The sequence below is a fragment of the Kribbella sp. NPDC031520 genome, assembly GCF_055580825.1.
In genome coordinates, this window is the sequence record NZ_JBVIKS010000005.1 from 603,451 (window position 1) to 625,165 (window position 21,715).

Here is a 21,715-nt window from a genome sequence, read left to right on the forward strand (position 1 = left end):
CCATCTCCGCCGCCGACTCACCCGAGCCTGGTTCCTCATCCCTCCAATCGCCGTGGCCACAGCGATCCTCGGCACGCAGGTCCTCGTCTCGTTCCTCGCGATCACCGCCGTGCTGGCTCTCGTCGCCACCCAACGAGCCCACCACTCCCGGGAGAAGGCCACCACAGCCCGCCGTACCACCATCATCGAAGCCCTGGACGTACTGGCTGCCGATCTCTCCGCCGGCCGTCCACCGATCTCCGCCCTCGAGGGCGCCGCCTCCATCAGCCCCGACTTCGAAGCAGTCCATGCCGCAGCCAAGCTCGGCGCCGACGTGCCCGCTGCCCTGACCCGTGCCTCCACCACTCCCGGCGCGGCCGGCCTCCGGGCCCTGGCCGCCGCCTGGCGAGTGACCGAACAGTCCGGAACTACCTTCGCCGCCCTCACCGAACGCCTGGCCGACGCGCTGCGAGCCGACGAGTCCATCCACCGCCAAACCGAAGCCAGTCTCGCCGGCGCCCGCTCCACCGCCCGAATCCTGGCCGTCCTCCCCGCCGCCGGCATTGCCCTCGGCTACGCCCTGGGAGCCGACCCACTCACATTCCTGACCGCCACCCCACCCGGCTGGCTCTGCCTGGCCGCGGGCCTGTCCCTGACCGCCGTTGGACTCCACTGGACCACCCGAATCGCAACCCTTCGAACCTGATCCGCATGCCGCACGCACTCATTGCCGCCGCAGCCGTTGCTCTAGGCACCTACCTGGTCCTGCCACCCCGACCCGATCTCCGCCGCCTGACTCCACCTCGGCCACGCACCACACCAAGCCCACCGCGTTCCCACCGCCTGGCCGCAACCGCGATCGCCGTGGCAGCGCTCGTGCTCGTCGGCCTCCCGTGGGGCCTGCTCCCAGCCGCTATCGCGTACTACGCCATTCCCCGAGCCATCTCCCGCCTCGAGCCAACCGCCACCAAACAACGCAACGCCCTGATTGCCCGCGACCTACCTCTGGCCACAGACCTCCTGACCGCCTGCCTCCGAGCCGGCCGCCCACCCCAACACGCTCTTCGGTTGGTAGCCGAAGCTCTACCCGGCCCCTTGGCCGACCTGTTCACCAAGATCGCCCACCACCTGTCCCTGGGCGCCGACCCCACCAAAGCCTGGGCGCTGCTCGACACCGAACCGTCCTGCGTCCCGATGGCCAGAGCCATCTCCCGCTCCCTTCGCTCCGGCGCGCCGCTGACCAACACTCTCGAACACCTGGCCGACGAAACCCGCCGCAACCACCACCACACCGCCGACCAACAAGCCCGAGCCGCAGAATCCCAAGCCACGTTGCCACTGGGGCTCTGTTTCCTCCCCGCCTTCGTCCTTCTCTCCATCGTCCCGACCATCACCGACGCACTGATCCCGTACCTCCCACACCCCTGACCCAAGCCCTCCGTGAACAGGAGCCCCGATGCGCGATACACGAGTCACCGCCACGCCCCGCAAACGCACAACACAACGCGGCGCCATCACTGCCGAGTACGCCATCATGATCGTCGGAGCCTGTGCCCTCGGCGGCGTCCTGGTGGCCCTCCTCAGATCCCCCGCGATGCAGAACGCCCTCAAAGCCATCATCAACTACGGCCTGAAACTCGCCGGCGTAGAAGGCGTCCACCTGTAATACCCGCCCACCCACAATCCGGCGGCCGGCCGCCACCCCCTCCCCGGCCGGCCGCCACTCCAGGGCCGCCACTCCAAGGACGCCAATGCACGAAGACCTCACAATCGCCCCACCCATCCCCAGGTCTCCATCAGCTACCCGGCGCACCACCGCCCTCCGCGCGTCCCGAATCCTGCGGCGGCGAACTGAACGCGGCGCTGTGACGATCGAGATGGCTCTTGCTCTTCCGGTGCTGATCTCTCTTCTGCTGCTGGGGATGTGGTCCATCGGCCTCGTCGTGCTCAATATCCGTTGCATCGACGCCGCCCGCGACGTAGCTCGTGCGGTTGCCCGCGGAGACTCACCCGACCAGGCACAAGCAATCGGTCACCGCACCGTCCCGACCGCCACGATCACCATCACCCGCGATCAGTCGGACATTCACGTGACCGTGACCGCTGCTCCCACTCACAACCCACCGATCCTCAAGCTCATCGCTCCCACCACCCTCAAAGCAACCGCCACCCTGCAAGCCGAACCGGAGACGTCGTGACCCCGACCAAACGTGCTCGATCCGACCGAGGTAGCGCGACCCTCCACGCGGTCTTCGTAGCCATGCTCCTCTTCACCACCCTCACCGTCGCCGTCCTCTGGACCGCAATCTCGACGACCCGCCACAAACTCGCCGCCGCAGCAGACCTGACCGCCCTGAGCGCAGCCCACACCCTGGCCGACGCCGACGTACCAGGCGACGCACCTGCAGCATCCTCCACGCAGCCCGCGCAGCCCGCGCAGCCTGCGTCGCCTGCGCTGCCCGTGCCGTCTGTGCTGCCTGCTCCGCCCGCGTCGTCCGTGCTGCCTGCGCCGTCCGTGCTGCCCGTGCTGCCTGCTCCGCCTGCACCGCCCGTGCCCTCCCGGACTACGTCCCCGTGTTTGACAGCAGCGCGTACGGCGGTGCTCAACGACGTTCAGCTCGTCTCCTGCGAGGTAACTTCCACCGCGGTAACGGTCGAGGTTTCGCTCCAACTCGACCTTCGCGTAGCTCGCCCGACCCTGACCGCGAGCGCCCGAGCCGGCCCGCTGTGAGGCTGCGTCGTCAACCACCTTGCGGGTCGGATACTGGAGTGGTCGCGATCTGGTCGCAATCTGATAGAGATGCCGCGTTGATGTGGACGGCGTCCGCGGCAGCGTTCCATGATCGGGAACCGAGTACTGCTCATCTCCCGGACGTACTTCCCCGGCGCCCGGACGGTTACCTCGGAGGCTCGTTTGCCCGACCCGATTCGGCTGCTGCTGGTCGATGACCAGATTCTCAGTCGAGGCCTGCTTCGCAGCGGTCTGGAGCGTGAGCGCGATCTGCAGATCGTTGCCGAGCTCAACCGATCTGACGACGTCGTCGGTGCCGCCAAACGGCACCGGGCGAACGTCGCGCTGCTGGACGCCGGCGGTCCGGGCAACGACAGCATCACCGTCACCACCGAGCTGCGTACGTCGATACCGGAGTGCCGGGTAGTCATGCTCACGACGTACGGACGTCCCGTACACCTGCGCCGCGGGCTCGACGCCGGAGCGAAGGGGTTCGCGTTGAAAGGAAGTCCGGCACCGCAGTTGGCCGATGCGGTACGGCGGGTGCACCTCGGACTGCGCGTCGTCGACGCCAACCTCGCGGCCGAGAACCTCAGGTACTCCGAGACGCCGCTGAACGAAGACGAAACGGACACCCTCCGCGCCGCGCGGAACGGTGGATCGGTCGCGCTGATGGCGCGGAAGCTCGACGTCTCCGAGCGCGTGATCCGCACCCGCCTGTGGTCAGCCATCGGTAAGACCGGCGCCCGCACCCGCTCCGACGCAGTCCAGATCGCCGAACAAAACGGCTGGCTCCTCGACTGACCGCCGAACCGGTCCTCCAGAGCCTGCACCTCCCCGGCGCACCCCGACGCTGAAATGCGCGACGGCGGTGCCACTCGAGTGGTTGCGTGGGACGGAGGTGCCACTCGAGCGGCTCGCCGGGACGGAGAAGCGGCTCGAGTGGTTCGCCGAGCGGGAGCGTCACTCGGGTGGTTGCGTGGGGAAGGAGGAGACTGGGGCGGTGGATGCCGTGCGTAGTCAAGTGGTTGTGGTCGATGCGGCGAACGTGGTCGGGTCTCGGCCGGACGGGTGGTGGCGTGATCGGGTCGGGGCGGCCCGACGGCTGCTGGTTCGGCTTGCTGCGTTGGCGGAGCGGTTGCCCGACACCGACGTGATCGTGGTCCTGGAAGGCGCCGCCCGTCGAGCCGTCTCGGGGGAGGACGCGCCGGACGCGGGTCAGTTGCGCGTGGTCCTCGCGCCCGGCTCCGGTGACGACACGATCGTGACTGTGACCGGCGAAGTAGTTGCCCAGCCCCACCATCCCGCCGTCACAGTAGTCACCGCGGACCGAGGTCTACGCGAACGACTCAACCCCACCGGCGCCACCACCACCGGCCCCCGCTGGCTCCTCGACCAACTCGACGCCCTACCCCAGCCTCCGACGACCTGATACCCCAGCCTCCGCCCGTCCGCGGACCGCGCCGCCGCCACCTGTCCGCGCTGGCTCCTCGACCAGCTGGACGTCCTGCCGCACGCCCGACCACCTAGTACCTCAGCCCCTGCCTGTCTGCTGGGTCAGCTGCAGGTGGAGAGGAATTGGCCTGTGTGGGTTACCAGGAGGTGGGGGCCTGGAGTGGCGGGAAGGTGGGTTTTGGGGGTGGTGACGGGGTGGTGGGTGCCGTCGGGGGAGATGACGAGGGTGTTGGGGGCGTTGACCGCGACCAGTTCGTCGTCCACGCGGAGCAGAACGGGGGCGTTGTAGGACCAGGAGAGGGCGGTGCGGCCGGCGGCCAGGGCTTCGAGGGTGGCGGTGGGGAGTTCGTCGGGGCCTTCGGCGGAGGCGTCGACGGCGATCCAGGTGGTGGGGGTGCCGGGTGGGGTGATCGAGGTCGGGTTGTGCCAGTCGCTGCCGCCGATCGGGGTGGTGCGTTCGAGGCCCCACGCGTGCCACCACGCGATCGGGCCGCCCCAGGTGTGGTCCAGCCAGGAGGAGTGCCAGATCTCGGCGAGCGGCGGGTGTTCGGGGAGCGGCTGACGCCAGGAGCAGTCACCGCCCAGCGGGTGGTTGATGGAGAGCAGACCGCCACGGTCGGCGACCTCCGTGACCCAGGTGGCCGCTGGACGGCGGAAGTCGATGAAACCGATGTCGCCGAACCCGTTCGCGTGGCCGGTGTCGGTGGTGACTTCCTGGCCCGGGATCAGGCCGATGCCGAAGCGCTTGCCGAGTGCGGGGAGTTCGGCGTGATGAGCGACCGTGTTGTGGTCGGTGACGGCGAGTACGTCGAGACCGGCGGAGACGCCGAGCGCGGCGAGGTTGGCGATCGGGGTGGAACCGTCGGAGTGCAGCGAGTGGGCGTGGAAGTCGCCGGCGATCCACTTCAGTCCCTTGGCGGCGGGGAGGGTACGGCGTGGTGGTCGCTGGGGTACGGCGATCGCGGCTGTTAGGTCTGCGTACTCCTGCAGGCCGGGGATCGTGGCCACCGGGCCGGTGACCGCTTCGACGAGGACCTCAACACCGTCGACGGGTATCCGGTAGAGGCCGAGAACGATCCACCAGGTGCCGGGTTCGAGGGCGCCGGGGAGGTAGCCGGGGGTGGCGGCGTCGGGCGTGATCGCGAACGTACGGCGCGCCCCGCCGGACCAGCCGCGCCAGCCGGCGGCGCCCTCGCATCCGATGTCGATGACGGCGCCGTCGACCGGTGGGACGGTGAGCGTGACGAGGAGTCCGGGGCAGTCTTCCGGGATGTCCACGGGCAGCGAGTGCCAGACGGACTCGGCACGATCATCGAGGGTCCAGCGCCGACGGTAAGACGTGACTGCCATGAGTTAAGTCTCCAGGGTCAGGCGACGGCGGCCGGTTGACGGGCGAGGAGTTCGCCTGAGTCGCGGTCGTAGAGGAGGACTCGTGCGGCGGGGGCCGTGAGGGTTACTGCGACGCCGGGCGCGGGTTCTTCCTCTTCGGGGACTGTAACGCCGACCAGGGTGCCGTCGCAGTCGACCGTCACCAGGGACTGGGTGCCCAAGTTTTCGGCGACTACTACGGTGCCTCGCACGGCCGGGCCGGTTGCGTCGTTGTTGGTGGTGAGGGTCAGGTACTCGGGGCGGATGCCGACCGTCACCTCTGCGCCCGCCGGGGTGGAGAAGGTTGTTGCGGGCAACGATCCGCCGGCGACCGAGACCGCGCCCACCGGACCGGCGCCGTCGAACGATGACGCGCCGTCGAACGATGACGCGCCGGCCTCGCCGGCACCGTCCGGCGAGGTGGTGATCCGGCCCGGCAGCAGGTTCATCGGCGTGGACCCGATGAAGTTGGCCACGAAGGTGTTGGCGGGTCGGGCGAAGACCTCGCGGGGCGACCCCAGTTGGCGGAGCTTGCCCGCCTCCATCACGGCGATCCGGTCGGCAAGCGCCAGCGCCTCCGCCTGGTCGTGGGTGACGAAGACCGTGGTGATTCCCAGGTCGCGTTGCAGCTTCTTGAGGAACGTACGCGCCTCCAAGCGCAGACGCGCGTCGAGGTTCGACAGCGGCTCGTCGAGGAGCAGCACCTTGCCTTCGGAGGCGATCGCGCGGGCCAGGGCGACTCGTTGCTGCTGGCCGCCGGACAGTTGGCCGGGCTTGCGTTCGAGGAGTCCGTCCAAGGAGAGTTCGCCCGCGGTACGAGACGCAACTGAAGCGCGGGTGGCCGCGGCGACCCGCCGTACCTTCAACGGATACGTGATGTTCTCGGAGACACTCATGTGCGGGAAGAGCGCGTAATCCTGGAACACCATCGCGACGCCGCGCTTGCCGGGCTCCGTCCGGGTCACGTCCGCGGCGTCGATCCGGACCGTGCCCTCGGTCGCGGTCTCCAGGCCGGCGATGGTCCGGAGCAGGGTGGTCTTGCCGCAGCCGGACGGGCCGAGCAGGGCGAAGAACTCGCCGTCGGGCACGTGCAGGTCCAGCCCGTCGACGGCGCGGACGCCGTTCGGGTAGACGGTCGCGAGGCCTTCGATGTCGATGCCCGCCATCAGCTCTTGATCCCTCCGTGGAAACGGAACCCGTAACGCGAGTTCACCAGCAGGTACAGCACGACGACCGGGATCGAGAACAGCAGTGAGAACACCGGCAGCACCTGCAGGTTCACACTGCCGCCTTCGTCGGTGAGGGTTTGCATCAACACCGCACCGGGCTGTTTGTCGATCGACCGGATGAGCAGGAAGGGCACCAGGAAGTTGCCCCAGGAGTTGACGAACGCCCAGACCATGATGGTGGCCAGGCCGGGACGCGCGACCGGGAGTACGACGTCGCGCAGGATCTGCAGCGTGGACGCGCCGAACACCCGCGCCGACTCCTCGTACGACTTCGGTACCGCGTCGACGAAGTCCTTCAGGATGAAGATTGCTGCCGGCAACAACCCGCCGGTCATCACCAGCGCCACCCCGAACCGCGAGTCGATCAGCCCGAGCTGGAACATCATCACGAAGATCGGCACCATCGCCGCCGTACCGGTGACGACCGATGACAGCAGCAGCAACCCGTAGAGCAGTGCGTCCCGCCCCGGGATCCGCACCCGCGACAACGCGTACGACGCCAGGGCGGCGAACGCGGTCACGGCGACAGCGGTCGTGATGCAGATCAGCAGGGAGTTGACCATCGAGTGCATCGCATACGGATGTGCGAGCGTCTTCCGGAAGTTCTCCAGCGTCCAGTCCGGCCAGGTCACCCCGAGACCGGGCGAGGCGTCGAACGGGGCCGACGCGATCCACAGCATCGGTACGGCGAAGAACAGCGTGATCGCACAGATCAGGACGTAGAAGCCGATCCGGCGGAGCACAAAGGACGTCATGAGCGCCTCCGGAGCAAGCGCAGATAAACCAATGAGACCAGCAGGTTCGCGATCAGCAGCAGGAACGAGATCGCCGACGAGTACCCGAGCTCACCGCCCTGCAGCGCCACGTTGTAGATGTAGACCGGCACCGTCTCGGACGCGTGGTTCGGCCCGCCCTTGGTGAGCAGGAACGGCGAGAAGTCGTTCGCCGTCCACAGCGAGATCAGCAGCGTGTTCGTCAGTACGTGCCCGCGGATGTGCGGGAACACCACGTCCCGCAGCGTCTGCCAGCCCGACGCGCCTACCATCCGTGCCGACTCCAACTGCGACGGCGGCACTGCCTGCAGCGCGGACGAGTACAGCATCATCGAGAACGCCGTGCCGCGCCACGTGTTGAACACGACGAGACACAGCATCGGGTAGTCGATCAGCCACGCGGTTCCCGGCGTACCCAACAGACTGTTGAGAGTCCCGCCGTCGCGGTCGTAGAACGCGACCCACAGGTACGCCACCACCGTCGACGGCAGGATCCACGCGAGTAGCGTCAGGGCCTCGACGGTACGGCGTACCACCGGACGCGCGCGCCGCAGTACCCAGGCCAGCGTGAAGCCCAGGACGTTCTGCCCGATGATCGCCGAGCCCAGTACGAACAGCAACGTCAGCCACAACGCGTTGTGGAACAGCGCGTCGTTCAGCGCGCGGGTGTAGTTCGACAGGCCGACGACCGACGGCGACACGGCCTCGACGCCGGTCAGCCGGTAGTTGGTGATGCCGATGTAGATGGTCCAGAGCGCGGGGAAGATCAGGAACGCGCCGATCAGCAGCAGCGCGGGCGCGATGAAGCCGAGCGCGCGGCCGACGCCGAGGCCCGCGACGTCGCGCGCGGGTCCCCGGCCGCCGCCCGATCCACGTCCCGGCACCGGTTCGGCGGGCACGGGAGGTGCGGAAGCGGAAGTCATCAGTTACTGGTGACCTTGTCCTTGCCGCCGGCCGCGGCCTCGACGGCCTTCTGGTACGCCGAAGCCGCGGCGTCGGTGCTCTTGCCGGCCACCACGTCCGCGGTCGCCTGCTGCAGCGCCGCCGAGATCTTCGGGTACTCGGCGCGGCCCGGACGGTACTGCGTGACCGGCAGCACCTTGTCGGCGACGAAGCTCAGCATCGGGTCGCTCTTCAGTACCTCGCTGTTCACGTCGGACCGCTGGGTGATCTTCGCGGCACCGGCCAGCGACTCCTTCACCATCTCGGCGGAGTTCATGAACTGCAGGAACTCCCAGGCCTGCTGCGGGTACTTCGTGTTCGGGTTGATCACGGTCACGCCGCCGCCGGACATCGAGACGAAGTCCTGACCCTTCACGCCGGCCCCCGGCGTGCGAGCCGGGATCAGCGCCCAGCCGACCGCGGCGTCCCGGTCGGCCATCTTCGCGACGCCTTCCTTGGGCTCGACCACGCTGCGCCAGAAGTAGTCGCTCTCCAGCAGGATGCCGATCTTGTTCGCGGCGAACTCGGCGAACGACTTGTCCCGGCCCTTGGCCTCCTTCTGCAGCACCGGGTCCCCCAGGCCCGTCGAGTAGACCTGGTGGTAGAAGTCCAGCACCTGGCGCAGCTGCGAGGTGTTGCCCAGCCACTTGCCGTCGGAGTTCACGGTCGCGCCGGTGCCGGCCAGCAGCGGCAGCACGCCCTGCATGGTGGTCGCCTCGCCCATCGCGGTACCGGCGTTGATCTGGATCGGCGTCACGCCGGAGATCTTCTTCAGCGCCTGACCCGCGGAGATGATGTCGTCCCAGGACTTCGGCTGCCAGTCGGCGGGCAGGCCGGCCTGCTGGAAGAGCTTCTTGTTGAAGTACAGGACGCGGCCGTCGGTGCCACCCGGTACGCCGTACCGCTGGCCGTTGTAGCTGCCGAGCGCCTGGACCGACTCCGGGATCTGCTTCCAGCCGTCCCAGCCGTTCACCTTCGCGGCATCGCCGACGGTGTCGGTGAGCGGCTTGATGTAGTTCGCCTGGGCGAACTCGCCGACCCAGATGCCGTCGATCTGGAACAGGTCCGGGCCGGACTTGTTCGACAGGTCGAGGGACAGCTTCTGCTTGTAGACCTCGTCGTCGGAGCCGTCGCCCTGGAACTTGACGGTGACGTCGACGCCCTTGCCCTTCTGCTCGGCGACGAACTTCGGGATCAGTACGTCGGAGATGAAGGTGGCGCCGGCGCTGCTCTTGCCGCCCTTGACCGAGTTCGAACCGAAGGTCAGCTCGACCCTCTTGGCGTCCGCGTTGCGGTTCGCGTCCTGGCCGCCGCTGTCGCCGGACCCGGACGAACCGAGACAGCCGGTGAGCAGGGCGAGGGCCGCGGCGCCGAGTACGCCGGCGGTCGTCAACCGCGAGAGTGATCGCATCAGGGCTCCTTGCAAAGTCGTCCAGCGGGCGTGCCGGTCAAACATTGGCATCATCAGGCGACTATGTGAAGACTTTTTCCCAACCCTGAGTCGAACGTTTGCCAGGGGCTATGGGCAACCAACCGGAACTTGTCAAGCCGGGATCCCACGGGACGGATTGCGGAAGAGTTAAAGGTCGCTCAAGGTTCTGTGGCAACACGTAGTGAAGTAGATACACAGGGTTATCAGCGAGCTACGGTTTTGCCGTTCGCTTCAGGTGATCGGAGGTGAAATGACGTGAGACTTGTCCACGGGCTTGCTTGCCTGGTCGACGACCTGCTGGGTTGCTGGTGCTGGTGGTGACGGCCGGGGCGGCGACGACACCGGGCTCCCGCTGACGCGCAAGCAGCGGGCACTCCGGGCTCATTCCCCGAGCGCCGCCCCCCGAGACAGGAGAAGAAACGGCCGGCCCCGACGATGTCGGGGCCGGCCGTCCTCTCGTTGGCTCGGGGGCCTGTCCTACCTCAGCTCTGCGCCAGCTGCATCATCTGCTTCGGCAGTGTCGTCATCTGCGCCGGGATCGGCAGCTGTGGCCGGAGCAGCGACAACAGGCTGGCGGCCGCGCCGGCGATCGGCAGCGGCAGGGCCAGGCCCAGCGATGCCAGCAGTGCGTTCACCAGGGCCAGTACGGCGCCGAGGATGTCCAGGCTCGGGACCGGGAGTCCGCTCCAGGCCTCGATCGGAGTACTGGCGACGCTCATGCTGCCCGTCGGTTGCGCCTGCTTGGCCTTCCCCTTGCCAAGCAGCGACGTCAGGGCGAGACCACTGGCAGCGTTCACGAACGTGCCGGAGCTCTCGTCGTAGGACCACTTCTGCCCGTCGCCGCTACGGCAGGGCAGGACCAGCAGTGGCGCTGCGGCCGGCACCTTGGCCAGGTCCGCGCCGCTGTCCAGGCAGGCTCCCGTCTTCGCAAGGGCGCCACCGACGCTCTTGCTCATCGCGACCTGCAACTGTCCGGACTCGGTGTAGATCCACTCCTGGGTCTTGCCCTCCTTGCCCGGAGCGCAGGCCATCATGACCGCCATCGGGACCTTGTCGGCCGCGACGAACGTCAGGCAGTAGCGGGTGTCGGAACGGGTGGCGATCTGTTGGGCCACGCCCACCGTCACGCCGGGAGCCTTCGAACCGCTGGGTTCGGGGTTCGCGGCCTGGGCCGGGACGGCCGTGGCGATGGCGACGCTGACCGCGAGCACCACCACGCCGGTGCGGCTGAACAGCTTTCGGATGATCAAGACAACCTCCAGAGGTCGTGCTATCACTCGGCGTCAGGTCGTCGGGACCCCGTGCGAGAGCCGGAAACGCCGGCAGTGACTCAGCGCGACGTTGACGCCACAACAAGTAATGCACAGGTCTGGCGATCGGGGTTATCCCGATCCCGCAAAACTTGATGCCAATGGCAACAAACTGCCAGCCGGATATCGTTGCGCAAGGCATCGATATCCGGCTGGGAGGTTGCTGTTCCGGGGCTGTGAGCTGTTCGAGATGTTACGGCAATCCGCTGGAATTCCAGTAGTCCACTGTGTTGGAAGATGCCGTAGGCAACAGAGTTGTCAGTGCGGTTGTTTGGTGTCCCTGGGGTCCGGCGCGAGCTCCTGCTCGTTCGCCAGACGCTCGTCCGAGGGCGCCTCGGGCGTGGTGTCGGCCGCGTCGGCGGTGGAATCACTCTCCGCGATCTCGCCGCCGACGGTGTTACCTGACGTGACAGCCGCCTGGTTGCGGAGTTCGCGCATCTCCTTGCGGCGGCGCAGGTTCCGCGCGAGGCCCTTCTTCAGCAGCCAGAGCCCGGCGATCAACGCGGCGCCGGTGATCAGGCCGAGGAAGTACACGGTCGGCACCGAGACGCCGAAGTCGACGCCGAACACCTCGAGCTTGGTGGACACGGTCGACGACACCGAGACGCCGAGCCCGAACAGCACCGCCAGTGCGATCAGAACGATTCCGAGAACGGCCATGACGACCCGCCTCTCCGCCGGCTACACCGGCTCACTGCCCAGTAATGCGGTGAGCAGCGCCACGGCGCCGCTCTTGTCGAGTGGGTTGTTCTGGTTCCCACACTTGGGCGACTGTACGCACGAAGGGCATCCATCCGTGCATTCACAGTGTGCAATCGCCTCGCGTGTCGCGGTCAACCACTCGCGCGCCGCGGAGTACCCGTGTTCGGCGAAGCCGGCGCCGCCCGGGTGCCCGTCGTACACGAAGACCGTGAGCCGGCCGGTATCTGCGTGCCGGGCGGTGGAGACGCCGCCGATGTCCCAGCGGTCGCAGGTGGCGAACAGCGGGAGCAGTCCGATCGACGCGTGCTCGGCCGCGTGCGCGGCGCCCGGTACGTCGGCCAGCCCGAGCGACTCGACGACGCCGTCGGGGATCGTCCACCAGACCGCCTTGGTCCGCAGCGTCCGCTCCGGCAGGTCCAGCGGCTGCTCGTCGAGTACGTCGCCGGTCGCGATCAGCTTGCGCTGGTACGAGATCACCTGGCTCGTCACCTGGACCCAGCCGCGGGACAGCTCGGCCGTACCCCAGGTGCACGTCTCCTCGGTCGCGAGGATGCCGATCTCGGTGACGTCCCGGGCGAACGTCGTGTAGTCCGGCGAGGCCTGCTCGACGACCGCGGCGTGCTCCTCGAGGTCCAGCGAGCGCACCAGGTACGACTCGCCGGCGTGCACGTAGACCGCGCCCTCGTGGACCGAGGAGTGCGCCGAGCCGCCGTCGACCGTACCGAGCAGGCGCCCGGTGCGGTCCTCCACGATCTGAACGGTCTTCCCGCCGGCGGAGCGGATGTCGATCGCGTCGACGGCCCGCTCCCGGCGCGTCCAGAACCACCCGTGCGGTCGCTCCCGCAACAGCCCCTGCCGGACCAGTTGGGCGATGACGGACTCCGTGGTGGCGCCGAAGATCTCGTAGTCGTCGGCGGTCAGCGGGAGCTCCTGCGCCGCGGCACACAGCTGGGGACCCAGGACGTACGGGTTCTCCGGGTTGAACACGGTCGCCTCGACAGGCCGTCCGAAGATCGCCGCGGGGTGCCGTACCAGGTAGGTGTCCAGCGGGTCGTCACGCGCGATCAGCAACGCCACGGCATCCCCGCCGGTCCGACCGGCCCGTCCTGCCTGCTGCCAGAGCGATGCGCGCGTGCCGGGCCAGCCAGAGAGCAGTACGGCGTCGAGCCCGGCGATGTCGATGCCCAGCTCGAGAGCGTTCGTCGCGGCCACTCCGGTGAGCTCACCGCTCTGGAGCATCCCCTCGAGCCGTCTGCGCTCCTCAGGAAGGTATCCGGCCCGGTAGGCCGACACCTGGTCCGTCAGCGTGGGGTCGACCTCGGCCAGGTTCTCCCGGGCTGTCATCGCGACTGACTCGGCGCCACGTCGCGACCGTACGAAGGCGACCGTACGGACACCTGAGACGACCAGGTCGCTCAACAGGTCCGCCACCTCGGCCGTTGCGGAACGGCGTACCGGAGCGCCGTTCTCGCCGCGCATGGAGGTCAGCGGCGGCTCCCACAGGCCGAAGGCGATCCCACCGCGCGGAGAGCCGTCTGCGACGACCTCCTCCATCGGCAGGCCTGTCAGACGTTCTCCCGACAGTGCAGGCTCGGCGACAGTCGCGGACGCGCAGACGAAGATCGGATGAGCGCCGTACTGCGCACAGACCCGTCGGAGCCGCCTCAGTACGCCGGCGACGTGAGCGCCGAACACGCCGCGGTAGTGGTGGCACTCGTCGACCACTACGTACTGCAGGCAGCCCAGGAAGCGCGCCCAGCGCTGATGGTTCGGCAGGACCGATCGGTGCAGCATGTCCGGATTGCTCAGCACGTACGTCGCGTAGTCGCGCGCCCAGTCCCGCTCGGTCAGCTCCGAGTCGCCGTCCAGCGTCGTCGCACGCAGCCCCGGCACGGTGTACGACGAGACCGCGCGGAGCTGGTCGTGCGCCAGGGCCTTCGTCGGCGACAGGTAGAGCACCGAGGCTGTCCGGCGGTGCGGTGAAGCGGCCTGCGCGATGCTCAACGTGGCGAACGCGGGCAGCAGGTACCCCAGCGACTTGCCGGACGCCGTACCGGTCGCGACGACCACGTGCTTCCCGCTGTACGCGGCCTCTGCCGTCGCGACCTGGTGAGTCCAGGGGGCCTTGATGCCGGCGTCCTTCAACTGGTCGAGGACCTCGTGCGGGACCCAGCGTGGCCAGTCGCAGGTCTGCCCGAGCCGGGGCGGGACGGACTCGACGTGCGTCAACCGGTCGTCGCGACCGGCGGCCAGGCTCTTCAGAACCGCCGCCGCCTCACCACCTGCACGCATACGGGGAGCCTAGTCGCCGGGACGGACAGCCGGCGGCTGAGCGCCGGCTGAGAATGCACGTTCCGATGCACGCGCTATTTCCGGACGGGAATCGACTTCGCTCGGCCGAGATGAAAGAGTTTTCGGCAACGGGTCTTACTCACGGTCCGTACATGGTTGAATGCAGCAGTTCACGGGATCGGAGGCCGAAGTGGATCTGTCGCTGACCGCGCGCGCCGAGGGCGGGCGGACCGTCATCGAGGTCGCGGGGGAGATCGACGTCTACACCGCACCGAAGCTCAGGGAGAAGATCGCCGCGCTCGTCGACGAAGGGGTCTACGACCTCGTGATCGACCTGGAACGCGTGGAGTTCCTGGACTCCACCGGTCTCGGCGTTCTCGTCGGCGGACTGAAACGGGTGCGTACCCACGACGGATCCCTGTCCCTGGTCTGTACCCAGGAACGGCTGCTGAAGATCTTCCGGATCACCGGCCTGACCAAGGTGTTCGACATCCACCCGGATGTCGCATCCGCTATCTGAGCAAGCGAAAACGTAACTCCGGTACTACTTTGGGTGACCGTTCCGCCCGGGTTGCGGCACGGGTCTTGCCGTTTCGGTCCGGTATGGCGTAGACCACCCTGTCGTCAGGTCTGGTCGGGAACCCGTTAGAGTAACCCACCGCGCCAGTCCCCTGGCGCTGTGTCGTATTTCCCCAACCCTTCGGTTGCGGCAGACGGGGGCCGTCAGACCTACATGGGTTGCCTACAAGGAGGACGGATGTCCGCGCTGCTTGCTGCACAAGCGGTGGATCTTTCGTCGAGCAACACCACACTGGTGATCGTCGTCGGAGTGATCGCGATCCTCGCGGTCGCCATTGCGATGGTCTTCCGGGGCCAGGTGCTTGCCGCGAACGATGGCACCGAGAACATGAAGACGATCGCCGCCGCGGTCCAGGAAGGCGCATCCGCCTACCTGAACCGGCAGTTCCGGACGCTGTCGATCTTCGCCGTTGTCGCGTTCCTGTTGCTGTTCCTGCTGCCGGCGCACACCGACGGCGGCAACGAGACCACGCTGAAGATCTTCCGATCTGTCTTCTTCCTCGTCGGTGCGGGCTTCTCCGCCCTGATCGGCTACCTGGGCATGTGGCTCGCGACGCGCGCCAACGTCCGGGTTGCCGCGGCCGCCCGGGACGAGGGCCGCGACCCGGCGATGCGGGTCGCGTTCCGTACCGGCGGCACCGTGGGTATGGCGACCGTCGGCTTCGGCCTGTTCGGTGCCGCGCTGGTGGTTCTGCTCTTCAAGGGTGACGCTCCGACCGTGCTCGAAGGCTTCGGCTTCGGCGCCGCGATGCTCGCGATGTTCATGCGGGTCGGCGGCGGTATCTTCACCAAGGCCGCCGACGTCGGCGCGGACCTGGTCGGCAAGGTCGAGCAGAACATTCCCGAGGACGACCCGCGGAACGCGGCGACGATCGCCGACAACGTCGGTGACAACGTCGGTGACTGCGCCGGTATGGCGGCCGACCTGTTCGAGTCGTACGCCGTGATGCTGGTGGCCTCGCTGATCCTGGGCAAGGCCGCGTTTGGCGAGCAGGGCCTGATCTTCCCGCTGATCGTGCCGGCCATCGGCGCCGTCACCGCGGTCATCGGTGTCTTCCTGACCCGCCCGCGGACCGGCGAGAACGGTCTGCGCACGATCAACCGCGCGTTCTACATCTCCGCGATCGTCTCCGGCGTGCTCTGTGCGGTGGCGGCGTTCGTCTACCTGCCGAGCAGCTTCAAGGACCTGACCGGCGCGGCCGGGACCCCGATCGCGAACTCCGACGGCGACCCGCGGCTGATCGCGACCGTCTCGGTGATCATCGGCATCGTGCTGGCGGCCATCATCCTGGCGCTGACCGGTTACTTCACCGGCACCGAGGACAAGCCGGTCAAGGACGTCGGCAAGACCTCGCTGACCGGTGCGGCGACCGTCATCCTGTCCGGTATCTCGGTCGGCTTCGAGTCCGCCGTCTACACCGCCGTGGTGATCGCGGCGGCCGTGTACGGCGCCTTCCTGGTCGGCGGCTCCGGCATCGTCGCGCTGTTCGCGATCGCGCTGGCCGGTTGTGGTCTGCTCACCACCGTCGGCGTCATCGTCGCGATGGACACCTTCGGTCCGGTCTCCGACAACGCGCAGGGCATCGCCGAGATGTCCGGTGACGTGGACGGCGAGGCGGCCCAGATCCTCACCGAGCTGGACGCCGTCGGCAACACCACCAAGGCGATCACCAAGGGCATCGCGATCGCGACCGCCGTACTGGCCGCGACCGCGTTGTTCGGCTCCTACACCGACGCGATCCGGACCTCGCTGGCCGCCAACTACGCCAAGTTCGAGGCCGACGCGCTGGTCTTCAACCCGGGCACGCTGGTCGGCATCATCCTCGGTGCCGCGGTCGTGTTCATGTTCTCCGGCCTGGCCATCAACGCGGTCGGCCGCGCCGCCGGTGCGGTCGTCTACGAGGTCCGTCGCCAGTTCCGCGACATCCCCGGGATCATGGAAGGCACCGGCAAGCCGGAGTACGGCAAGGTCGTCGACATCTGCACCCGTGATTCGCTGCGGGAGCTGGCGACCCCGGGTCTGCTGGCGCTGACCGCGCCGATCGCCGTCGGCTTCGGTCTGGGTGCGGCGGCGCTGGCCGGTTATCTGGCCGGTGCGATCGGTGCCGGCACGCTGATGGCGGTCTTCCTGGCGAACTCCGGTGGTGCCTGGGACAACGCCAAGAAGCTGGTCGAGGACGGCAACCACGGCGGTAAGGGTTCGCCTGCCCACGAGGCCACCGTCATCGGTGACACCGTCGGTGACCCGTTCAAGGACACCGCCGGTCCGGCCATCAACCCGCTGATCAAGGTGATGAACCTGGTCTCGGTGCTGATCGCCCCGGCCGTCGTCGGGATGTCCGCGATCGGCGACAACCCCAACACCGCGCTGCGGATCGTCATCGCGGTGGTCGCGCTGGTCATCCTGATCGCCGCGGTCTGGGTCTCCAAGCGCCGTGAGTCGGTCATCGCCGACACCCCGGCGGAGGCCAAGGCAGCCGCCTGAGTTGTACCTCCAGCAACGGCCCGCCGGTTCCGACCGGCGGGCCGTTTCGCATGGACCCGGGGCGCGCCCGCCGTTTACTGTCGTCGTACGACGCAATTGCGGGGAGGTACAGGTGCCTCGACGACTAGGGACCTTGCTACTTCTCGTCCTGGTCGGTGTGCTGGCGACGATGCAGCCGGCGAGTGCGGCGACGCCGCAGCCGGATTCCGCGTACCTGTATGCCGCGCATCAGCTCAACCTGACGATCATCGAGGCCGCGCACGCCGCGACCACCCAGGCGCACACTTCGTGTGTCCGCAAGGCCGCCGCGCAGATCGAGCGGGACCACCGCAAGCTCGCGGCGCAGGAGCTCGACATCGCGACCCGGTTCGGGATCGTGCTGGTCACGGTTCCGTCGCTGGCGCAGCGCAAGCAGCTCGACGCCCTCGCGGCGAAGGGCAAGAAGCGCGGGTACGACGCGGCCTGGCTCGCACTGCAACGGCAGACCCACCAGCAGTACTTGGCGCTCGTTCAGGGCGATCTGCCGAAGAACGCCTCGCCGGCCGTGGAATCGGTCGCGGACGGGGCCAAGCCGGTGATCGAGATGGATCTGCGGATGGTCGCGGGTCCGTGCCGTACTGGAGCCGGCACTCCGGTCGTCGCCACCGGTGACGGCGGGCAGCAGGCCGCCAAGTCCAAGGCGCAGACCCGGGCGGCGCTGATCCTGCTGGGGATCGGGCTGATCCTGCTACTGGTCGGCAAGTCGATCTCGATGAAGCGCCGGCTGATCGGGATCGCGGCGATCGCGGGCGGGCTCGTGATGATGTTCGGCGGCCGGGTCCACAACGCGGGCGAGGTCCCGGATTCGGGAACGGCGGTCGCGGACCGGGAGGCCGCCGTACCTCCCGTGAAGGTGAAGTTGCCCGGCTACCTCGAGGCGACGGTACGGCCGGTGGCGACCAGCGCCGACGGCCAGTTGCAGGTACCGGCGTCGGCCGATGTGGGGTGGTGGGCTGCGGGGGCTGCTCCGGGCGCGGAGGGCGGCACAGTACTGCTCGCGGGGCATGTGGACACCACCCGCGGGCTCGGGGTGTTCGCGCCGCTGTCCGGCGTACCGATCGGGGAGAAGGTCGCGGTGACGGCGGGGGACGGCGACGTGCACTGGTACAAGATCGTGGCGCGTCGGACGTACAAGCAGAGCGCGCTGCCCGCGGACCTGTTCCACGGCGCGGTGAAGCCCCGGCTGGCGCTGGTGACGTGTACGGGCCCGTTCGACCACAAGACCAGGCGCTACAGCGACAACCTGGTGCTGTACGGCGTACCGGTGGACTGACGAGCTTTTGGCAGTAACTTCCGGGTTGATAGCCGGAAGTACCCCGTCCCGTCGACTTTCGACTGATGCGATCGCGCGGTGGATTCGGGGATCGTCGGGGTTGTGGTCAGGGGTTCAACCGATGGCAGCCGCCGTCGTCCGGACGGCAGAATCAACCCACGGGTGGACACACCGGATCCGCCCGGGGTCCGATGCTCTGCACCCGGTGGACCTCGATACTGATCTCATCACGACACGACCCGGACGGCCGGGAACACTTCAACGCCACCGACGAGGAGTACGGCGATGATCGAGGCAAAAGGCCTCACCAAGCGATACGGCGAAACAGTTGCCGTTGACAACCTGTCTTTCGAGGTCAAACCCGGTAAGGTCACCGGCTTCCTCGGCCCGAACGGGGCCGGCAAGTCCACCACCATGCGGATGATCCTCGGCCTGGACACCCCGACGGGCGGCTCGGTCACGATCGACGGCCAGCTGTACCGCGACCTGCACCGGCCGCTGACCAAGGTCGGCGCCCTGCTGGACGCCAAGTGGGTGCACCCGAACCGCTCGGCCCGTTCGCACCTGGCCTGGATGGCGGCGTCCAACAAGCTGCCGAAGAGCCGCGTCGACGAGGTGCTGGCCCTGGTCGGCCTGAGCGACGTGGCCGGCAAGCGGGCCGGCAACTACTCGCTCGGTATGTCCCAGCGGCTCGGCATCGCCGGCGCCCTGCTCGGTGACCCCGAGATCCTGCTCTTCGACGAGCCGGTCAACGGTCTCGACCCCGAGGGCATCGTCTGGATCCGGAACTTCATGCACCGGCTGGCCGACGAGGGCCGGACCGTGCTGGTGTCCAGCCACCTGTTGTCGGAGATGGCACTGACCGCCGAAGAGCTGGTGGTCATCGGTCGCGGCAAGCTGATCGCGCAGAGCAGCACCCAGGAGTTCGTCGACCGCGCCAGCGGCACCACGGTCAAGGTCCGGACGCCGCAGCTCGACCAGTTCGCCACCGTCCTGAGCCAGCAGCAGTACGTGACCCGGATCGAGGACGTCGAGAACGAGGGCAAGGTGCTGTTCGTCGAGGGCGACATCAGCACCGACCAGGTCGGCGAGTTCGCCGCGGAGCACGGCGTCGTACTGCACGAACTGACCCTGCAGCGCGGCTCGCTGGAGCAGGCGTTCATGCAGATGACCGGAGACTCGGTCGAGTACCACGCACAGGAGGACGTCGCCGCGGTGACGCACCTGGATGGGCCGAACGCGGCCGAGTTGGCCGCAGGTCCGAAGGAGGACAACTGACATGTCGGTGATCACTGTCGAGCGGATCAAGCTCTTCTCGACCCGTTCGCCGTGGTGGTGCATGGTGGTCGCCGCGGTACTGACGCTCGGCCTGGCCGCGCTGGCCACTGGCTTCACCAAGGGCACGGTGACCATCGGGCTGACCCAGGGCGGCGCCCAGCTCAGCCAGATGGTGATGATGGTGATGGCGGCGCTCGCGGTCACCACCGAGTACCGGTTCGGCACCATCCGGACGAGCTTCCAGGCCGTTCCGCAGCGGACGTCGCTGCTGCTCGGCAAGACCGCTGTGGTCGCGGCGCTGTCCGCGCTCGTCGGGCTGATCGCCTCGTTCGGCGCCTGGGGGATCGGCAACCTCTTCTCCCACGGCGCGGACCTGTCGATCGACACCGCGGCCGAATGGCGGCTGCTAGCCGGTCAGGGCCTGGTGTTCGCGCTGTCGGCGGTGATCGCGGTGGCGATCGGCATCCTGATCCGGCAGAGCGCCGGCGCGATCGCGATCCTGATCCTCTGGCCGCTGCTGGTGGAGAACCTGTTCAACCTGATCCCGAAGGTCGGCGACGACATGTCCCGCTGGTCGCCGTTCCAGAACGCCGCCTCGTTCCTGAACCAGGGGCAGGACTTCGGCGTCAACGGTCCGCAGGGCGACTCCCAGTACGCGCTCGGCCCGTGGTGGGCGCTGCTGTACTTCGCCGGCTGGGCGGTGCTGCTGATGGCGATCGCGCTGTTCTCCGCGAGCAAGCGCGACGCCTGACCGAAGACAACCCCGGTCGGAGTTGAGGGGCCCTGACCGGGGCGTGGCCCGGCCGGGCTGAGGGGTCCCGGCCGCACCGGCCCGTGGAGCTCCGGTACTCACCGGAACTCCACGGGCCGTTCTGTTGCCGGTTCAGGTAGCCATGGGATGCGGTAGGCGTTTACCCTGCGGCGCATGACGGACTGGGAGCAGGTGCGCGAAACGGGGTTCGCCGTACCGGAAGGACGGCCGCCGGCGGAGTTGATGGCCGAGCTGGCCGAGATGTTGCGGTCGCCGGATCCGGTGGTGCGGGACCGGCAGGCGTACTCGACGTTGGCGACCTGGATCACCCGTGGGGTGCTGTCCGCGGACGAGCTGCGGGCGCTCGGGGACGCGATGGTGCCGCGGTTCGGGGACGCCGAGGTGCAGGCGCGGACGTTCGCGCCGCTGATCCTGGACGCGATCGTCACGGCCGGAGTGTTCGAGCCGGGGTGGGTGCCGCCGTTCGAGCGCTGGTACGTCGCCGAGGGCGACCTGCGCGGGTACGACGACAAGCTCGGCTGGCTGCACGCGGTCGCGCACGGGGCGGACCTGCTGGGCACGCTCGGCCTGCATCCGGCGGTGGAGCCGGTACAGATGCTCCGGCTCGGGATCGGGCGGTTGCTGACGCCCACGCCGTACGTGCTGCGCGACATGGAGGACGACCGGCTCGGCTACGCGCTCGCCGCGACGCTGACTCGTACCGACCTGAGCGCTGCCGACGCCACCGGCTGGCTCGACCCGGCGATCCGGGCGCTGTCGAACCCGCCGGCCGAAGGGATCACGCCCGAGGTGACCAACACGATCCGGACGCTGCGGGTCGTGTACGTCCTCGCGGAGCACGGACTCCGGGTCGGCGATGCGAAGAAACTCACACGGATCCCCGAACGCGAACAGGTCAAGACAAGGCTCGCCGACGTGTTCCGGATCGTCACCCCGTACTATCTCTGATCTTGATGTCGTCGGAGGCAACTACCTTGGGGAGTAGGACGCATCCGACTTTCGTCTGGGATTCCCCTGAATCCTCCCCGAGGAACGGCATGTCGCGGTCCAGGGCGGAGTACAGGTGGTGTCAGGTG

At 68.2% G+C, this 21,715-nt stretch carries 20 protein-coding genes; 12 read left to right on the forward strand and 8 right to left on the reverse strand.

Annotation, left to right across the window (positions count from 1 at the left end; translation table 11 throughout):
* The first annotated feature begins 52 nt into the window (after nt 1-52).
* The 6 genes from ACZ5BU_RS28205 (at nt 53) to ACZ5BU_RS28230 (ending at nt 4,142) form a co-directional block, all read left to right on the forward strand.
* Entirely contained in the window at nt 53-685 is a 633-nt protein-coding gene (locus ACZ5BU_RS28205; RefSeq protein WP_465703444.1) for a type II secretion system F family protein, read from the forward strand.
* A gap of 158 nt (nt 686-843) precedes the next feature.
* Nucleotides 844-1,407, forward strand: coding sequence for a type II secretion system F family protein (locus tag ACZ5BU_RS28210; protein ID WP_465703445.1), 564 nt, complete (start codon nt 844-846; stop codon nt 1,405-1,407).
* 28 nt (nt 1,408-1,435) lie between these two features.
* A complete protein-coding gene (locus ACZ5BU_RS28215; RefSeq protein ID WP_465703446.1) occupies nt 1,436-1,645 on the forward strand; it encodes a DUF4244 domain-containing protein in 210 nt (69 codons plus the stop codon).
* A 199-nt stretch (nt 1,646-1,844) separates the two neighbouring features.
* Complete coding sequence (locus tag ACZ5BU_RS28220) at nt 1,845-2,177, forward strand: TadE family type IV pilus minor pilin (protein ID WP_465703447.1); 333 nt, start codon at nt 1,845-1,847, stop codon at nt 2,175-2,177.
* Nucleotides 2,178-2,818: 641 nt separating this feature from the next.
* Nucleotides 2,819-3,514, forward strand: a complete 696-nt coding sequence (locus ACZ5BU_RS28225; RefSeq protein ID WP_465703448.1) for a response regulator — start codon at nt 2,819-2,821, stop codon at nt 3,512-3,514.
* A gap of 97 nt (nt 3,515-3,611) precedes the next feature.
* On the forward strand, nt 3,612-4,142 hold the full coding sequence (locus ACZ5BU_RS28230; RefSeq protein WP_465703449.1) for a hypothetical protein: 531 nt from the start codon (nt 3,612-3,614) through the stop codon (nt 4,140-4,142).
* A 125-nt stretch (nt 4,143-4,267) separates the two neighbouring features.
* On the opposite strand, the gene ACZ5BU_RS28235 is transcribed toward ACZ5BU_RS28230, so the two are convergent.
* From ACZ5BU_RS28235 to ACZ5BU_RS28270, 8 genes are all read right to left on the reverse strand, one after another.
* A complete protein-coding gene (locus ACZ5BU_RS28235) occupies nt 4,268-5,515 on the reverse strand; it encodes a CehA/McbA family metallohydrolase (protein WP_465703450.1) in 1,248 nt (415 codons plus the stop codon).
* Between the two features lie 17 nt (nt 5,516-5,532).
* The gene (locus ACZ5BU_RS28240) at nt 5,533-6,699 is read right to left on the reverse strand and encodes an ABC transporter ATP-binding protein (RefSeq protein WP_465703451.1); all 1,167 of its coding nucleotides are present in this window, start codon (nt 6,697-6,699) and stop codon (nt 5,533-5,535) included.
* The gene (locus ACZ5BU_RS28245) at nt 6,699-7,517 is read right to left on the reverse strand and encodes a carbohydrate ABC transporter permease (protein WP_465703452.1); all 819 of its coding nucleotides are present in this window, start codon (nt 7,515-7,517) and stop codon (nt 6,699-6,701) included. The genes ACZ5BU_RS28240 and ACZ5BU_RS28245 overlap by 1 nt, the downstream gene beginning before the upstream one ends.
* The gene (locus ACZ5BU_RS28250; protein ID WP_465703453.1) at nt 7,514-8,458 is read right to left on the reverse strand and encodes a carbohydrate ABC transporter permease; all 945 of its coding nucleotides are present in this window, start codon (nt 8,456-8,458) and stop codon (nt 7,514-7,516) included. The genes ACZ5BU_RS28245 and ACZ5BU_RS28250 overlap by 4 nt, the downstream gene beginning before the upstream one ends.
* Nucleotides 8,458-9,888 carry an extracellular solute-binding protein gene (locus ACZ5BU_RS28255; protein WP_465703454.1) on the reverse strand — a complete coding sequence of 477 codons (1,431 nt, stop codon included), beginning with the start codon at nt 9,886-9,888 and terminating at the stop codon, nt 8,458-8,460. The genes ACZ5BU_RS28250 and ACZ5BU_RS28255 overlap by 1 nt, the downstream gene beginning before the upstream one ends.
* A 503-nt stretch (nt 9,889-10,391) precedes the next feature.
* On the reverse strand, nt 10,392-11,159 hold the full coding sequence (locus tag ACZ5BU_RS28260; RefSeq protein ID WP_465703455.1) for a hypothetical protein: 768 nt from the start codon (nt 11,157-11,159) through the stop codon (nt 10,392-10,394).
* A gap of 318 nt (nt 11,160-11,477) precedes the next feature.
* Nucleotides 11,478-11,879: a hypothetical protein gene (locus ACZ5BU_RS28265; RefSeq protein WP_465703456.1), complete on the reverse strand. Its 402-nt coding sequence runs from the start codon at nt 11,877-11,879 to the stop codon at nt 11,478-11,480.
* A gap of 21 nt (nt 11,880-11,900) precedes the next feature.
* The gene (locus ACZ5BU_RS28270; RefSeq protein WP_465703457.1) at nt 11,901-14,213 is read right to left on the reverse strand and encodes a DEAD/DEAH box helicase; all 2,313 of its coding nucleotides are present in this window, start codon (nt 14,211-14,213) and stop codon (nt 11,901-11,903) included.
* 160 nt (nt 14,214-14,373) lie between these two features.
* Here ACZ5BU_RS28270 and ACZ5BU_RS28275 point away from each other — a divergent pair, with 160 nt between their 5' ends.
* The 6 genes from ACZ5BU_RS28275 (at nt 14,374) to ACZ5BU_RS28300 (ending at nt 21,587) form a co-directional block, all read left to right on the forward strand.
* Nucleotides 14,374-14,733 carry an STAS domain-containing protein gene (locus tag ACZ5BU_RS28275; protein ID WP_272948965.1) on the forward strand — a complete coding sequence of 120 codons (360 nt, stop codon included), beginning with the start codon at nt 14,374-14,376 and terminating at the stop codon, nt 14,731-14,733.
* 237 nt (nt 14,734-14,970) lie between these two features.
* Nucleotides 14,971-17,277, forward strand: coding sequence for a sodium-translocating pyrophosphatase (locus ACZ5BU_RS28280; protein ID WP_465703458.1), 2,307 nt, complete (start codon nt 14,971-14,973; stop codon nt 17,275-17,277).
* A 112-nt stretch (nt 17,278-17,389) separates the two neighbouring features.
* On the forward strand, nt 17,390-18,589 hold the full coding sequence (locus ACZ5BU_RS28285) for a DUF4142 domain-containing protein (protein WP_465703459.1): 1,200 nt from the start codon (nt 17,390-17,392) through the stop codon (nt 18,587-18,589).
* Between the two features lie 285 nt (nt 18,590-18,874).
* The gene (locus ACZ5BU_RS28290) at nt 18,875-19,867 is read left to right on the forward strand and encodes an ABC transporter ATP-binding protein (RefSeq protein ID WP_465703460.1); all 993 of its coding nucleotides are present in this window, start codon (nt 18,875-18,877) and stop codon (nt 19,865-19,867) included.
* A gap of 1 nt (nt 19,868) precedes the next feature.
* Nucleotides 19,869-20,618 (forward strand): hypothetical protein, encoded by a 750-nt coding sequence (locus ACZ5BU_RS28295; protein WP_465703461.1) that lies wholly within the window; start codon nt 19,869-19,871, stop codon nt 20,616-20,618.
* Between the two features lie 174 nt (nt 20,619-20,792).
* Entirely contained in the window at nt 20,793-21,587 is a 795-nt protein-coding gene (locus tag ACZ5BU_RS28300) for a DUF2785 domain-containing protein (RefSeq protein WP_465703462.1), read from the forward strand.
* The last annotated feature ends 128 nt before the right edge of the window (nt 21,588-21,715 follow it).

What these genes read in the sequence shown, in the direction of transcription:
- ACZ5BU_RS28215 (WP_465703446.1), top strand. Translation starts at nt 1,436, where the DNA reads ATGCGCGATACACGAGTCACCGCCACGCCCCGCAAACGCACAACACAA.
- ACZ5BU_RS28225 (WP_465703448.1), top strand. Translation starts at nt 2,819, where the DNA reads ATGATCGGGAACCGAGTACTGCTCATCTCCCGGACGTACTTCCCCGGC.
- ACZ5BU_RS28235 (WP_465703450.1), bottom strand. Translation starts at nt 5,515, where the DNA reads ATGGCAGTCACGTCTTACCGTCGGCGCTGGACCCTCGATGATCGTGCC.
- ACZ5BU_RS28240 (WP_465703451.1), bottom strand. Translation starts at nt 6,699, where the DNA reads ATGGCGGGCATCGACATCGAAGGCCTCGCGACCGTCTACCCGAACGGC.
- ACZ5BU_RS28245 (WP_465703452.1), bottom strand. Translation starts at nt 7,517, where the DNA reads ATGACGTCCTTTGTGCTCCGCCGGATCGGCTTCTACGTCCTGATCTGT.
- ACZ5BU_RS28250 (WP_465703453.1), bottom strand. Translation starts at nt 8,458, where the DNA reads ATGACTTCCGCTTCCGCACCTCCCGTGCCCGCCGAACCGGTGCCGGGA.
- ACZ5BU_RS28255 (WP_465703454.1), bottom strand. Translation starts at nt 9,888, where the DNA reads ATGCGATCACTCTCGCGGTTGACGACCGCCGGCGTACTCGGCGCCGCG.
- ACZ5BU_RS28265 (WP_465703456.1), bottom strand. Translation starts at nt 11,879, where the DNA reads ATGGCCGTTCTCGGAATCGTTCTGATCGCACTGGCGGTGCTGTTCGGG.
- ACZ5BU_RS28270 (WP_465703457.1), bottom strand. Translation starts at nt 14,213, where the DNA reads ATGCGTGCAGGTGGTGAGGCGGCGGCGGTTCTGAAGAGCCTGGCCGCC.
- ACZ5BU_RS28275 (WP_272948965.1), top strand. Translation starts at nt 14,374, where the DNA reads ATGCAGCAGTTCACGGGATCGGAGGCCGAAGTGGATCTGTCGCTGACC.
- ACZ5BU_RS28280 (WP_465703458.1), top strand. Translation starts at nt 14,971, where the DNA reads ATGTCCGCGCTGCTTGCTGCACAAGCGGTGGATCTTTCGTCGAGCAAC.
- ACZ5BU_RS28290 (WP_465703460.1), top strand. Translation starts at nt 18,875, where the DNA reads ATGATCGAGGCAAAAGGCCTCACCAAGCGATACGGCGAAACAGTTGCC.
- ACZ5BU_RS28295 (WP_465703461.1), top strand. Translation starts at nt 19,869, where the DNA reads ATGTCGGTGATCACTGTCGAGCGGATCAAGCTCTTCTCGACCCGTTCG.
- ACZ5BU_RS28300 (WP_465703462.1), top strand. Translation starts at nt 20,793, where the DNA reads ATGACGGACTGGGAGCAGGTGCGCGAAACGGGGTTCGCCGTACCGGAA.